Origin of the sequence: Streptomyces sp. HUAS 31, assembly GCF_028198125.1 — a bacterium.
In the GTDB taxonomy this organism is placed as follows: domain Bacteria; phylum Actinomycetota; class Actinomycetes; order Streptomycetales; family Streptomycetaceae; genus Streptomyces; species Streptomyces chartreusis.
On sequence record NZ_CP116353.1, the window covers coordinates 3953308 to 3967526 of the forward strand.

Annotated in this window: 11 protein-coding genes; 3 read left to right on the top strand and 8 right to left on the bottom strand. The window is 72.3% G+C overall.

All coding sequences use genetic code 11. The features are described from left to right. Positions 1-10: 10 nt before the first annotated feature. The 4 genes from PGH47_RS17400 to PGH47_RS17415 form a co-directional block, all read right to left on the bottom strand. Positions 11-697 (bottom strand): LPXTG cell wall anchor domain-containing protein, encoded by a 687-nt coding sequence (locus tag PGH47_RS17400; RefSeq protein ID WP_125526044.1) that lies wholly within the window; start codon positions 695-697, stop codon positions 11-13. 233 nt (positions 698-930) lie between these two features. Further along, positions 931-2193: a serine--tRNA ligase gene (gene serS, locus PGH47_RS17405; protein WP_271664197.1), complete on the bottom strand. Its 1263-nt coding sequence runs from the start codon at positions 2191-2193 to the stop codon at positions 931-933. A gap of 352 nt (positions 2194-2545) precedes the next feature. Further along, positions 2546-3148, bottom strand: coding sequence for an ATP-binding protein (locus PGH47_RS17410; RefSeq protein WP_271664198.1), 603 nt, complete (start codon positions 3146-3148; stop codon positions 2546-2548). Positions 3149-3383: 235 nt separating this feature from the next. After that, on the bottom strand, positions 3384-3770 hold the full coding sequence (locus tag PGH47_RS17415; RefSeq protein WP_107905769.1) for an STAS domain-containing protein: 387 nt from the start codon (positions 3768-3770) through the stop codon (positions 3384-3386). A gap of 238 nt (positions 3771-4008) precedes the next feature. On the opposite strand from PGH47_RS17415, the gene PGH47_RS17420 reads away from it, so the two are divergent. Beyond that, on the top strand, positions 4009-4959 hold the full coding sequence (locus PGH47_RS17420; RefSeq protein WP_271664199.1) for an RNA polymerase sigma factor SigF: 951 nt from the start codon (positions 4009-4011) through the stop codon (positions 4957-4959). A 279-nt stretch (positions 4960-5238) separates the two neighbouring features. Then, a complete protein-coding gene (locus tag PGH47_RS17425; protein WP_271664200.1) occupies positions 5239-6840 on the top strand; it encodes an RICIN domain-containing protein in 1602 nt (533 codons plus the stop codon). Between the two features lie 27 nt (positions 6841-6867). On the opposite strand, the gene hutI is transcribed toward PGH47_RS17425, so the two are convergent. From hutI to hutU, 4 genes are all read right to left on the bottom strand, one after another. Beyond that, positions 6868-8187 (bottom strand): imidazolonepropionase, encoded by a 1320-nt coding sequence (gene hutI / locus PGH47_RS17430; RefSeq protein ID WP_271664201.1) that lies wholly within the window; start codon positions 8185-8187, stop codon positions 6868-6870. Then, positions 8184-9545: a formimidoylglutamate deiminase gene (locus PGH47_RS17435; RefSeq protein ID WP_271664202.1), complete on the bottom strand. Its 1362-nt coding sequence runs from the start codon at positions 9543-9545 to the stop codon at positions 8184-8186. The genes hutI and PGH47_RS17435 overlap by 4 nt, the downstream gene beginning before the upstream one ends. Next, the gene (locus tag PGH47_RS17440; RefSeq protein WP_271668081.1) at positions 9542-10744 is read right to left on the bottom strand and encodes an allantoate amidohydrolase; all 1203 of its coding nucleotides are present in this window, start codon (positions 10742-10744) and stop codon (positions 9542-9544) included. Before PGH47_RS17440 ends, PGH47_RS17435 begins: the two co-directional genes overlap by 4 nt. 104 nt (positions 10745-10848) lie before the next feature. After that, positions 10849-12513, bottom strand: coding sequence for a urocanate hydratase (gene hutU, locus PGH47_RS17445; RefSeq protein ID WP_271664203.1), 1665 nt, complete (start codon positions 12511-12513; stop codon positions 10849-10851). Positions 12514-12641: 128 nt separating this feature from the next. On the opposite strand from hutU, the gene PGH47_RS17450 reads away from it, so the two are divergent. Beyond that, a complete protein-coding gene (locus PGH47_RS17450) occupies positions 12642-14054 on the top strand; it encodes a diaminopimelate decarboxylase (RefSeq protein ID WP_271664204.1) in 1413 nt (470 codons plus the stop codon). The last annotated feature ends 165 nt before the right edge of the window (positions 14055-14219 follow it).

A 14219-nucleotide genomic window follows, 5' to 3' on the forward strand; every position in this document is an offset into this window, starting at 1 on the left:
ACGGAGGCGTTCAGCGGCGTACGGTCTGCCCCCTCCGCGTCAGCCACAGCGCGCCCGCCGCACCCGCGAGCAGGACCGTGCCGCCCAGGGTGCCGAGGGCGATGGCCGAGTCCTCGGGGCCGGTCTGCGGAAGTTCGGAACCGGAGCCGGAACCGCTCTGGGCCCCGCTGTCGCCGCCGCCACCGGACGCCGCCGTCACGTCGAGGCTCAGCGACGGACCCGGGCTGTTGGACGGCGTGCACGTGGTGGTCGTGCCGAGGGCCTTGATGGTGAGGATGCCCGCGGTGAAGGTGACCTTGCCGGTCTTCTTCGGGGTGTACGTGCCCGTCAAGTCGTTGATCTTGATGGGGGTGTTGGCGGGGATGGCCTCCTGGTTGGCCGGGCCGGTCACGTTCATGGTGCCGCTGTCGGCGCCGCCCAGCTTGATGGTGGCGCTCGGGTTCATCGCGCCCTTGCCCAGTTCGACCGGGCTGGACGAGACGCCCTTCTGCCACGACATGGTGATCTTGTAGCCGCTGCCGCTCTTGACGCCCTTGATGTCGATGGGCGAGACGGCGCTCTTGTCGCCGATCGGCGTCTTGCAGGCGTAGTTGACGTCGACGACCTCGGCCCTGGCCGCGGGGGCGGCCATCAGCACCGCCGATCCGGCCAGGGCCGCGGCGGTCGCGAGCGCGGCGGTTCGCTTCTGCTTCGACACGGTCCCCTCATTTCCTGACGGCACATCAGATCGGCCGTCAAGGTACGCCCGGGGACTTGAGGAAGGAAGACACGGTGCACACCGGAGTTGTGGCGATCCGGCGTGCACCGAGTGGAAGGGGTGACCGCCGGTACTGCGTTCTCCCGGGGGACAACCCCCGGACCCCCAGCAGAAAAACAGGTCGGCCGACGTGACCGGTGCGGTCATCGCGAGACAACCCGCGTAATTCAAGGTCAGGCCGCACCCAGTACCTCGGGCAGCCCCCACCGCCGCAGCACCTCGGGCACGGCGACCGTCCCGTCCTCGCGCTGGTGCTGCTCCAGGATCGCGGGCACCAGGCGGCTGGTGGCCAGGCCCGAGGCGTTCAGGGTGTGCACGTACGCCGTCTTGCCGCCGCCGGCCGGGCGGTACCTGATGGCGCCGCGCCGGGCCTGGTACTCACGGGCGTTCGACACCGAGCTGACCTCGACGTACCCGCCCAGGCTGGGCAGCCAGACCTCCACGTCGTAGGTCTTGGCCTGCGCGGGGCTGGTGTCCCCGGCGGCGAGCCGGGTGACCCGGTGGTGCAGCCCGAGCCCCGCGACCAGCTCCTGCGCACGGCCGAGCAGTTCCAGGTGCGCGGCCTCCGACTCGTCCGGCCGGGCGAACTGGAACAGCTCCACCTTGTTGAACTGGTGCCCCCGCAGCGTCCCGCGGTCCGCAGTGCGGTGGCTGCCGCTCTCCCTGCGGTAGCAGGGCGTGTAGGCGACGTACCGGCGCGGCAGCTCGCGCTCGTCGAGCGTCTCGCCGCGATGGAGGTTGACCAGGGCGGTCTCAGCGGTGGGCAGCAGGAAGCGGTCGTCCACGCGGTAGACCTCGTCGGCGAACTTCGGGAACTGCCCGGCCGTGTATCCGGCCTCGTAGGTCAGCAGGTGCGGCGGCAGCACGAACTCGTAGCCCGCCCGGCGGTGGGCGTCCAGGAAGTGGTTGAGCAGCGCCCACTCCAGGGCCGCGCCCTGGTCGCGGTAGATCCAGTGGCCGTTCCCGGCCAGGGCCGTGCCGCGCCGGTAGTCGACCAGGCCCAGGTCCTCGGCGAGGCGGACGTGGTCGCGGGCCGGGAAGCCGAAGGCGGGCGGCTCCCCCACGACCCGTACGACCTCGTTGTTCTCCTTGCCGCCGGCCACCACGTCCGGGTCCGGGAGGTTGGGCAGGGCGTCGAGGAACTCCTGATGGCGGGCGGCGAGCCCGGCGAGGCCCGCCTCGGCCTCGGTGAGCCGGCCGGCCAGCTCACCGGCGCCGGCCCGCAGCTCGTCCGCGGGGGCGTCCGTACGGCGCCGCTCGGCGATCTCGGCCGAGATCCGGCGTCGCTCGCCGCGCAGCCGCTCCACGGCGGCGCGGGCCTCGCGGAACTCGACGTCGAGGGCGAGGAAGGCCGGGATGTCGGGGTCCGCACCGCGCTTGCGCAGGCCGGCGAGGACCTGGTCGGGGTGCTGTCGGATGAGGGTGACGTCGAGCATGGCGCTCTGCTCCGTCCGGTCGACCGGAGCGGCAGGGCCCGCCCCGGGGTGGTCCCTCGGGGCGTGGGCGAGAGGGTCTGCTCGCGGTGCCACCACGCCTTCACCGCCGTACGACGCCCTGGGGGCCGTCCGGCGATCTCGTTCGGGCCCGATGACGGGGGCCGGCCGGCGGGGCATTTCCTCCCCGCACTCGGGAGTGGATTCACCGGGGAAGCGAGGCCGCCTTCACAGCGACGGGCGGCTCTCTCGGCTCGCGGACCCGGCTAATTGTCTCCGTCAGCGCGTTGCGGGGAGCGTAGAGCAGCGTCCGGGCGGGGCGGAACCGATTTTCCACCGTGTCCGGACGGGCGCCCTACGCCGGTGCGCCCAGCTCCGCCCACACCGTCTTGCCCGAGACGCCGGGCGTCCGCACGACGCCCCAGTCCAGGCACAGCCGCTGCACGATGAACATGCCGTGACCGCCCGGGCGCCCCGAGCGGTGCGGGGTGCGCGGGGCCGGCTGGCCGGTGCCCCTGTCGGAGACCTCGACGCGGATCACCTTGTTGTCGCAGGCGATCCACATCTCCTCGGGCCCCTCGGCGTGCAGACAGGCGTTGGTGACCAGCTCGGAGACGACGAGCAGGACGTCCTCGGCGGCGGCCCGCTGGTCGGCGGTGGCTGCGGGCAGCCAGTTCCACGCGTACAGCGCCTGCCGGGCGAAGTCACGGGCGAGCGGGACGACCCCGCTCTGGTCCGCGAAGTCCAGCCTGCGGACCTGACGCCCCGCGGACGCCGCTGCGGACGCCTGGGACTCCTCGGGCCTCAGGGGCGGCGCAGCGCCCCCGTCGGGCGCTCCCGCCGCCGACGCGCCCCGCTCGGCGGCCCCCGTCCCTGGCACGCCCCCGTCGGACGCTCCGGAAGCGCCGCTGGGCTCAGGGCCGCGGTCGCCCGGCGAGAAAGGCCGGGTGGTGCTCATCAGCGCTTCACCTCACCGATTCACCAGTTCAACATTCACACGATTCACAAGTCAGTACGCAGAGTCAGTACGCCGGTACACGTCCTTGCCTGATACGTCGGTCACAGTCCCCACGCCCGGTGGCCGACATCACAGCCGACGCGTTCAGGATGTCTCCTGCCCTACCGGGCGAAGGGAACACCCCTGTATTCGGGCCGAATGATGTGACGTCTGATGCAGTGCCGGACGCCCGGGGTCAGCCGGCGCCGTCGGGCCCGTCGGCCAGGGCGTCTTCCAGCGAGTCGTGGACCGTGAAGACCGCCTCGGCCCCCGTGATCTCGAACACGCGGGCGACCACGGGCAGCATGCCCGCGAGATGCACCCCGCCACCGGCGGCCTCCGCCTTCAGGCGCGCCCCCAGCAGCACGTTCAGCCCCGTGGAGTCACAGAACTCGAGCCGCGAGCAGTCGACGACCAGTCGGCTGAAGCCTTTGCCGAGGCAGTCCTCGAGTGGCTCACGCAACAAATCGGCGGTGTGGTGATCGAGCTCACCCGCCGGGGTCACGACGGCACTGGAGCCCTCTTCCCGCACTTCGACCAGAAGTCGGCCAGACTGTGCGCTGCCGACCGTCCCGCGGTCCATGCCGTGTCTCACTCCCGACATCGTGGCTACTGACTGACGCTCTCGAACACTACGCCTTCACTACGGCACCCACACACCCGAACATCCACACAGAATCGGACATTTCGGACCAGAGCGCACTTGCGGTGGGCTCAGGAAAGCGGGTAGGGCTAGTAGAGACACGTAACCGACTCGGCCGGCTTGGAGGCGCCGCACACCGCAGTGCACGACAGGCTTCGGCAGCCATATGCCGAGAACGATGGAGGACATCATGTCACCCCGGCTCGACGCATCGCATACCCAGAGCGCGACGTCGGCATCCCAATCGGAGCATCCGGATTCCGGCGAGCAGCACGGCGAATCGGTCGCCGTCGTCCACGAGGGCGACTTCGACCAGGACGACGCTCTCGCGGGCCTTCCGGACATCCCCCCGTACGACGAGGTGGGCCCGGTGGACGCGCGGGCCCTGTCCAAGACTCTCTTCGAGCGGCTGGAGTCGCTGGAGGAAGGGACGTACGAGTACTCGTACGTCCGCAACACCCTCGTCGAACTCAACCTCGCGCTGGTCAAGTTCGCCGCCTCCCGCTTCCGCTCGCGCAGCGAGCCGATGGAGGACATCATCCAGGTCGGCACCATCGGCCTGATCAAGGCGATCGACCGGTTCGAGCTGAGCCGTGGCGTGGAGTTCCCCACCTTCGCGATGCCGACGATCATCGGTGAGATCAAGCGCTTCTTCCGCGACACGTCGTGGTCGGTGCGGGTGCCGCGCCGCCTTCAGGAGCTCCGGCTCGACCTGGCCAAGGCCGGTGACGAGCTGGCGCAGAAGCTCGACCGCGCCCCGACGGTGGCGGAACTGGCCGAGCGCCTGGGTCTGACCAACGACGAGGTCGTCGAGGGCATGGCGGCCTCGAACGCCTACACCGCCTCCTCGCTGGACGCCCAGCCCGAGGAGGACGACGCCGAGGGCGCGCTGGCCGACCGGATCGGCTACGAGGACCACGGCATCGAGGGCATCGAGTACGTCGAGTCCCTCAAGCCCCTCATCGCCGAACTGCCGCCCCGGGACCGGAAGATCCTGTCCCTGCGGTTCGTCGCGGGCATGACCCAGTCGGAGATCGGCGAGGAACTCGGCATCTCCCAGATGCATGTGTCGCGGCTGCTGTCGCGGACCCTGATCAAGCTCAGAAAGGGACTGACGCTCGAGGAATGACCGGTCCACCGGTGACCGGTCGAGGAGCGCCGCCTCCCGCACGCCGACCCGCACTGTGCCCGGTGCCCCGCCGAACCTGTCGGCGGGGCACCGGGCACAGTGCGTTGGGATCTTTCACCGAACGCATCGGGCGCGGTGCGTTCGGATCTTTCACCGAGAGCTCACGGGTTACCCACAGAAACCCTTTCCCCACGGCCTGGCTTCCTCCACTATGAGCCGTCATACCCGCCGGTAGGTCAGGACTCCGAGCGGGTCGCAAGGCTGCGAGGAGGCGGCGCAATGGCTCGGGCCGACGACGACAGGGACCGTGGCCGCCAGGACCATGGCCACGGCGTCCACGCGGGCGCGTCCGACGCACGGCTCACCGAACTGCTGCGCGCCGAGACGGCCACCGCGTATCCGGCGCTCCAGGAGCTGCGCACCCGCCATCACGCGCACGTCCTCGCCTATGCCCGGCTGTGCACCCCGAACGACTCCATGGCACGGCAGCTGGCGGCCCAGGCGTTCGCCCTGGCGGCCCGTCAGACGGCGCGCGGCATCGACCCCGGTGTCCCCTGGCGGCTCCAACTCCTGCTGCTGACCGCGCGGCTGGCCGGCACCTGGGCGATGGACGAGCGGGCGGCCGGCCTGGACGCGGGGCTGCTGCTCGTCCTGAACACCGCCGGTCCCGCCGGCCCGGTCCCGCCCATGCTGACGGCGTTCCAGTCACTGCCGCCGCGCACCCAGGGCCTGATCTGGTACGGCGTCGTGGAGCGGGAGCCGGTGGAGCGGACCGCCTCCCTCCTCGGCCTGACCCGCGAGGACGTCACCTACGGCACGGCTCCGGCGCTCCAACTGCTGGCCCGCGCCTGTCTGCGCGCCCGCCTCGCCGCCTCCGACGACCCGGACTGCGTCGACTTCGGCCGGCTCATCGAGGAGTCCGTACGGCCCGACAGCCCCCGCGACAGCGCCGATCTGCACGCCCACATGACGCATTGCCCGCACTGCACGACGGCGTACGAGGAGTTGTCGGCCCTGCGGGACTCGCCCCGCACGGCGCTGGCGGAGGGGCTCCTGCCGTGGGGCGGCACGGGGTATGCGGCGGACGGCGCGGGCGAGTCGGCCGGGACGCGGGCCGGGGGTCTCGGCACTCGGGGCGTCCGCGCGGGCCGGAGTGTGACGGGCGGAGTCGGGCCGGCGGACCGTCGTCGGGTGGTGCTGGTGTCGGCGGCGCTGGGCGTGGCGCTGCTGCCGCTGGTGGCGTTCCTGGTGGCGCAGGGCGGATCGACGCCGCAGGACCCGGTGGGATCGGCGAGCGTCCCGGCGCGCGTGCCGCCGGTCGCGGTGACCGTGACGGCGACCGTCTCGGCGACGCCGACGACGTCGTCGCCCTCCCCGTCACCGTCTCGGACGTCCAAGTCCCCGTCGCCGACGAGGAGTCCGTCCCCGACGAAGACGGCCCGCCCGAAGCCCACGACGCCGCCCACGCGTCCGCCGGGCGGCACGTACGCCCAGGTCGTGAACGTCGCCTCGGGGCTCTGCCTGGACGTGGGCGGCGCGTTCTTCAACGGCACCGACGTGATCACCGCGCCCTGCTCGTCGTCCAGTACTCAGCGCTGGCGGGTCGACACGGACCGCGGTGTGCTCCAGTCGGCCGCCGATCCCGACTTCTGCCTGGACAGCCGGGGTTCGACGGACCGGGGCGTCGGCATCTGGTCGTGCGACTCGGTGGACGGCCGCAACGGGCGGAACCTGATGTTCGTGGTGGACGGCGCCGGGCTGATCCGCCCCGCCATCGCCTTCGGGACGGCCGTGACACCGGACGGGGGCGCCGGGGACGCGTTGTCCCTGGAGCCGGCGAGCGGGAGCTCCGCGCAGCGGTGGCGGGCGGGGGCGTCCTGACCGGGACGGCCCGGCGCCCCCGCGACCTCAGATCTCGCGCACGCCGCTCCGCCACACCCCGCTGACCAGCGGCACGCCCGGCCGGTAGGCCAGGTGGACGTGGCTCGGGGCGTCGAGCAGGAGGAGGTCGGCACGGGCGCCCGGGGTGAGGCGGCCGATGTCGTCGCGGCGCAGGGCGGCGGCCCCGCCCGCCGTGGCGGACCACATCGCCTCGTCCGGGGTCATCCCCATGTCCCGTACCGCGAGGGCGATGCAGAACGGCACGGACGAGGTGAACGACGAGCCCGGGTTGCAGTCGGTGGACAGGGCGACGGTGACGCCCGCGTCGAGCAGGCGGCGGGCGTCCGGCCACTCGGCGCGGGTGGAGAACTCGGCGCCGGGCAGCAGGGTGGCGACCGTGTTGCCGTTCGCGAGGGCGTCGACGTCCGCGTCCGTGAGGTGGGTGCAGTGGTCGGCGCTGGCGGCGTCCAGTTCGACGGCCAGCTGCACGCCGGGGCCGTAGGTGAGCTGGTTGGCGTGCACGCGCGGGTGCAGGCCCTTCGCCTTGCCCGCGGTGAGGATCGCGCGGGCCTGGTCGCCGTCGAAGGCGCCCTTCTCGCAGAAGACGTCGACCCAACGGGCGTACGGGGCACAGGCGTCGAGCATCTCGCCGGTGACGAGGGCGACGTAGGCCGCCGGGTCCTCGGCGTAGTCCGGCGAGACGATGTGGGCGCCGAGATAGGTGACCTCGTCGGTGTGGGCGGCGGCGATGCGCAGGGCGCGGGCCTCGTCCTCGACGGTCAGGCCGTAGCCGGACTTGGTCTCGAAGGTGGTGGTGCCCTGGCGCAGGGCCTCTTGGAGGTAGTGGGTGAGGTTGGCTTCCAGTTCCGCGTCGCTCGCCGCCCGGGTCGCCGCGACCGTGGTGCGGATGCCGCCCGCGCTGTACGCCCGCCCCGACATCCGGGCGTTGAACTCCCGCGTGCGGTCGCCCGCGAAGACGAGGTGCGAGTGGGAGTCCACGAAGCCGGGGACGACGGCCCGGCCACCTGCGTCGATCCGATTGTCAGTGGCGGGTGCTTTGCTTTGATCACCGGTCCACACGACGCGGTCGCCCTCGATGGCGATCGCGGCGTCCTGGACCAGTCCGAGGGGGGAATTTCCCCCATTCTCGAATTTGCTCGAACGGGGGGACCCCCATCCGAGGGAGGGGTCGTTGGTGACCAGGGCGGCGATGTTGGTGATGAGCGTGCTTGCGGTGCTCGCGGAGTGGGCGGGGCTGACGGTCGTCGCGTTGCTCATGGCGTCCTCGGTTGCCTGGTCGGCGGTGTGGGGTTCGGGGGCGGTGGCGGGCGGTCGGCCCGGAGTCATCCGCGCAGGGCTTCGACGGCGTCCGCGAGGGCCTTCGGCACATCCGGCACGAGGGTGTGGGCCCCGTCCCGCACGACGTGCCGACCTGCCACGACCGTATGCGACACGTCTGCTGCCGACGCGGCGAATACGGCCGTCTCGGCCCCGAGCCGCGGAAGCGGCCCTGCCGTCCTGACCGAGTCGAGCGCGATCGTCGTGAAGTCGGCGAGCGCGCCGGCCTCCAGGGTGCCCGCCTCGTCCCAGCCGAGGGCCGCGTGGCCGTCGGCCGAGGCCGCCCGCAGCAGGGCCGCCGCCGTCCAGTGACCGCGGGTGCGGGTGCGCAGGCGCTCGTTGAGCTCCATCGCGCGTGCCTCTTCGAGCAGGTCGATCACGGCGTGGCTGTCGGAGCCGAGGGACAGCGGTGAGCCCTCGTTCTGGAGGGCGACGGCCGGACCGATGCCGTCCGCGAGGTCCCGCTCGGTGGTCGGGCACATACAGGTGCCGGTGCCGCTGCCGCCGATGAGGGAGATGTCCTCGGCGGTGAGGTGGGTGTTGTGGACGCCGGTGGTGCGCGGCCCGAGGACGCCGTGCAGGGCGAGGAGCTGGGTCGGGGTGCAGCCGTGGACCTCCAGGCACGCCTCGTTCTCGGCGGTCTGCTCGGACAGGTGCACATGGAGCGGCGCCCGCCGCTCCTCGGCCCACCGCGCCACGGTCTGAAGCTGGTCGGCGGGCACGGCCCGTACGGAGTGGACGGCGGCCCCGATCCGTGCGTGATCCCGTTCCTTGAGAAGTGAAGAGCGTGCGGCCCAGGCCTCGGCGTCCCCGTCGGAGAAGCGGAGCTGGTGGGTGGTCGGCGGCTGCCCGAAGCCGGAGGAGAGGTAGGCGGTGTCGAGGAGGGTGATGCGGATTCCGGCATCGGCGGCGGCCGCGATGAGGGCCTCGCCCATCGCGTTTGGGTCGGCGTAGGGCGTGCCGCCGGGCGCGTGGTGGACGTAGTGGAACTCGCCGACCGAGGTGATGCCGGCCAGCGCCATCTCGGCGTACACCGCACGGGCGAGCGCGTGGTAGGTCTCCGGGGTCAGCCGGTCGGCGACGGAGTACATGACCTCGCGCCAGGTCCAGAAGGTGCCCGAGCCGACCTGGACGGTGCCGCGCAGGGCGCGGTGGAAGGCGTGGCTGTGCGCGTTCGCCAGACCGGGGAGGGTCAGGCCGCGCAGGATCTCCGCGCCGGGCGGCGGGGTGGGGACGTCCGTGCGGACGGCGGTGATGCGACCGTCGCGGCCCGCGGCGGAGCCGCTTGTGGACACAGTGAGGGCGACGCCCGGCTCGACGTGGGTGTCGAGCCAGGCGTGCTCCAGCCAGTAGGTCTTGGTCGTCACCTGGAGGCCAGCCCTTCCAGTACGTCGGCGAGTGCGAGGACCCCGGCCACGCAGTCGTCCTCGGCGGCGAACTCCGCCGGGGAGTGCGAGACGCCCGTGGGGTTGCGTACGAACAGCATGGCGGTCGGGATGCGCCCGGAGAGGATCCCGGCGTCGTGTCCGGCCCCGGTGCCCAGGACGGGCACGGTGAGGTCGGTGTCCTTGCCCAGGATGCGGCCCAGTTCGTCGCGCAGGGCGTGGTCGAACTCGACGACGGGCGTGAACGACTCACGGACGACGTCGAGCTCGATGCCGTGCGCGTCCGCGTAGCCGCGGGCCGCCTTCTCGATGCCGCCGACGACGGTGTCCAGGCTCGTCTGGTCCTCGGCCCGGGAGTCGAGCCAGCCGCGGACCAGGGAGGGGATGGCGTTGACGCCGTTCGGCTCGACGGCGATCTTGCCGAAGGTGGCGACGGCACCGGCGAGTTCGGCCTCGCGGCGGGCCGCGAGCACGGTCTCGGCGTACGTCAGCATCGGGTCGCGCCGGTCCACGAGGCGGGTGGTGCCCGCGTGGTTGGCCTCGCCCCGGAAGTCGAACCGCCACCGGCCGTGCGGCCAGATCGCGCTGGCGATGCCGACCCGGTCGCCGGACAGGTCCAGCGCCCGGCCCTGCTCGACGTGCAGCTCGACGAAGGCACCGATGCGGTCGAGCCGCTCCGGGTCGGCCCCGATGGTGTCGGGGTCGTAGCCGGCGGCCTCCATGGCCCGCGGCAGGCTCACCCCGTCGCCGTCGGTCAGCTTGTGGGCGCCCTCCACGGTGAGCTGTCCGGCGGTGAGCCGGGATCCGACGCAGGCGAGCCCGAAGCGGGCGCCCTCCTCGTCGCCGAAGTTGACGATGGCCAGCGGCCTGGTGAGCTCCGCGCCCCGGCCGCGCAGTTCGTCCAGCGCGGCGAAGGAGGACACCACGCCGAGGGGGCCGTCGAAGGCGCCGCCGTCCGGCACGGAGTCGAGGTGCGAGCCGGTGACCACGGCGTCCCCGGCGGCGGGGTCACCGAGCCAGGCCCACTGGTTGCCGTTCCGGTCGACCTCGTAGGTGAGCCCGCGTGCCTCGGCCTGGTCCTTGAACCAGGCCCGGCAGTCGAGGTCGGCGCCGGTCCAGGCGAAGCGGCGGTAGCCGCGGGATTCGGGGTGCCGGCCGATGGGGAGCAGGTCGCGCCACATCTCGTGGAAGGAGGGGTGGCCGCCGGCCGCGCCCGGGGCGGCAGCGGGCGACGAGGCTTCGAGCCCCGCCGGACCGTTGCCGCTCGGCTCACCTCGGTGCTGCGTCACGCGTCGTCACCCTCGCGCATCGGCACCCGCACGCCCCGCTCGTCGGCGACCGACTCCGCGATGTCGTAACCCGCGTCCACGTGCCGGATGACGCCCATGCCGGGGTCGTTGGTCAGGACCCGGCGGATCTTCTCGCCGCCGAGCTTCGTGCCGTCGGCCACCGTCACCTGGCCGGCGTGGATGGAGCGGCCCATGCCGACGCCGCCGCCGTGGTGGATGGACACCCAGGAGGCGCCGGAGGCCACGTTGACCATGGCGTTCAGCAGCGGCCAGTCGGCGATCGCGTCCGAGCCGTCGAGCATGGCCTCGGTCTCGCGGTAGGGGGAGGCCACCGAACCGCAGTCCAGGTGGTCGCGGCCGATCGCCAGCGGCGCGGCCAGCTCACCGCTCGCCACCATGTCGTTGAAGCGCTCGCCGGCCTTGTCGCGCTCGCCGTAGCCGAGCCAGCAGATGCGTGCGGGCAGGCCCTGGAAGTGGACGCGCTCGCCGGCCATCTTGATCCAGCGGTGCAGGGACTCGTTCTCCGGGAAGAGCTCCAGGATCGCCTTGTCGGTCTTGGCGATGTCGGCCGGGTCGCCGGACAGGGCCGCCCAGCGGAAGGGGCCCTTGCCCTCGCAGAACAGGGGGCGGATGTAGGCGGGGACGAAGCCGGGGAAGGCGAACGCCCGGTCGTACCCGGCGAGCTGGGCCTCGCCGCGGATGGAGTTGCCGTAGTCGAAGACCTCGGCGCCGGCGTCCATGAAGCCGACCATGGCCTCGACGTGCCTGGCCATGGACTCGCGGGCCCGCTGGGTGAAGCCGGCCGGGTCCTTCGCGGCGGCGTCGGCCATGTCCTCGAAGGCGACACCGACCGGCAGGTAGGCCAGCGGGTCGTGGGCCGAGGTCTGGTCGGTGACGATGTCGATCGGGGCGCCCTCGGCGAGCATCTGCGGGAGCAGCTCGGCGGCGTTGCCCAGGAGGCCGATGGACAGCGGCCTGCGCGCGTCGCGGGCCTCGGTGGCCAGCTGGAGCGCGTGCGCGAGGCTGTCGGCCTTCACGTCCAGGTAGCGGTGCTCGATGCGGCGCTCGATGGCGCGCGGGTCGACGTCGATGCAGATGGCGACGCCGTCGTTCATGGTGACGGCGAGCGGCTGGGCGCCGCCCATGCCGCCGAGGCCGGCGGTGAGGGTGATCGTCCCGGCGAGGGTGCCGCCGAACTTCTTCGCGGCGACGGCGGCGAAGGTCTCGTAGGTGCCCTGGAGGATGCCCTGGGTGCCGATGTAGATCCAGGAGCCGGCGGTCATCTGGCCGTACATGGTCAGGCCGAGGGCCTCCAGGCGGCGGAACTCCTCCCAGTTGGCCCAGTCGCCGACGAGGTTGGAGTTGGCGATCAGGACACGCGGGGCCCACTCGTGGGTCTGCATGACGCCGACGGGGCGGCCGGACTGGACGAGCATCGTCTCGTCCTGCTTGAGGCCCTTCAGCGTGCGCACCATGGCGTCGAAGGACCGCCAGTCGCGGGCGGCCTTGCCGGTGCCGCCGTAGACGACGAGCTTGTCGGGGTGCTCGGCGACCTCGGGGTCGAGGTTGTTCTGGAGCATCCGCAGGGCGGCTTCCTGCTGCCATCCCAGGGCACTCAGTTCCGTACCGCGCGGCGCTCGGACGGGGCGGGGTCCTGACATGGTCTGCCTCCCAGCGGACTGTGACTGCGGACTGTTGAGGTGGATATTCACATCCTGACTTCCTGAATAGAACTAGTCAATAGATCGGTGCGCCAGCACTGCCGTCTCTCGGGTGTTTGGCTGGATGCATGGGCTCGTACAACGACACGACGGGGGATGTTGTGGGCAACGGAATCGAGATCCCGGCCGGGGACGCGGAGCGGGTGGCCCGGCGCGACGAGGCGGTGCGGGCGGCCGTGGAGCAGGGCCTGCTCGGGCCCTCCGCGCCCATCGTCGGCCTGCTCGACGTCACGGGCATCCGGGAGTCGGCGGCTGCGCTGCGGGCGGCGTTCGACGCGGTGGTGGCGCCGGGCACCCCGGTGCTGCACGCCTTCGCGGTGAAGGCGACCCCGCTGGTGCCGGTGCTGCGGCTGCTGCGCGAGGAGGGCATCGGCGCGGAGGTGGCGAGCCCGGGCGAGCTGGCGCTGGCGCGGGCGGCGGGGCTCGGCCCGGAGGCCACGGTGCTGGACTCCCCCGCCAAGACGCCGGCCGAGCTGCGTGAGGCGCTGGCACTGGGCATCGCCGTCAACGCCGACAACCCGCAGGAGCTCGCGCGCATCGACGCCCTGATGGACTCCGCCGCCAGCCGCTCACCGCTCGGGATCCGGGTGAATCCGCAGGTCGGCGGGGGTTCGATCGAGGCGACCTCCACGGCCACGGCGACCTCGAAGTTCGGGGTGGCGCTGCGCGACGAGGGGGCCCGGGAGTGGGTCGTACAGGCGTATCGGGACCGCCCGTGGCTGACCCGGCTGCACGCGCACACCGGCTCGCAGGGCATCCCGCTGTCGCTGATGGTCCAGGGGGTCACGCAGGCGTACGCGCTGGCCGAGGAGATCAACGCGCGGATTGGGCGGCGGCAGATCGACACGCTCGACATCGGCGGCGGGCTGCCGGTGAACTTCACCTCGGACGCGACCGCACCGACGTACGCGCAGTACGCGCGGCTGCTGAGCGAGGCGGTGCCGGGGCTGGTCGACGGGCGCTACGGCCTGGTCACGGAGTTCGGGCGGTCGCTGCTCGCCAAGCACGGGACGATCGTGGCGCGGGTCGAGTACGCCAAGAGCGCGGGCGGGCGGCCGGTGGCGGTCACGCACGCGGGCGTGCAGGTGGCCACGCGGACGGTGTACGCGCCGGAGAGCTGGCCGCTGCGGATCGCCGCGTACGACTGCAAGGGGCGCCCGAAGGCCGGTCCGGACGTGGTGCAGGACGTGGCCGGGCCGGCCTGCTTCTCCGGCGATCTGCTGGCCGAGGGCAGTGCGCTGCCGTTGCTGGAGCAGGGAGACTTCGCGGCGGCGCTGGACACGGGGGCGTACTACTTCGCCCACCACTACGCGTACAACTCCCTTGCCCGGCCCGGCGTTCACGGCTTCGCGCCGGACGCCGGCGGCGGCATCGCCTTCGCGACGGTGCGCGAGGCGCAGTCGCTGGACGAGATCGTGGCCGAATCGGGAGGGGCGCACGCCGCGTCGCTCACCACCCTGCGCGCGCCGAAGAACCGTTGACGCGCACCGATGCGGAGCAGTAGGCCATACGTGATCAACTGGAGTGAAAACAGGGCCAGTTGACCCACCTTAGTCGTCCCGCGCATGTTCCACTGGAAAATGCCCGAACGCTCACTCGCCGCACACACGTTGCGTAGTTTGGCCGTCACTCAGCCGAACCCCGCG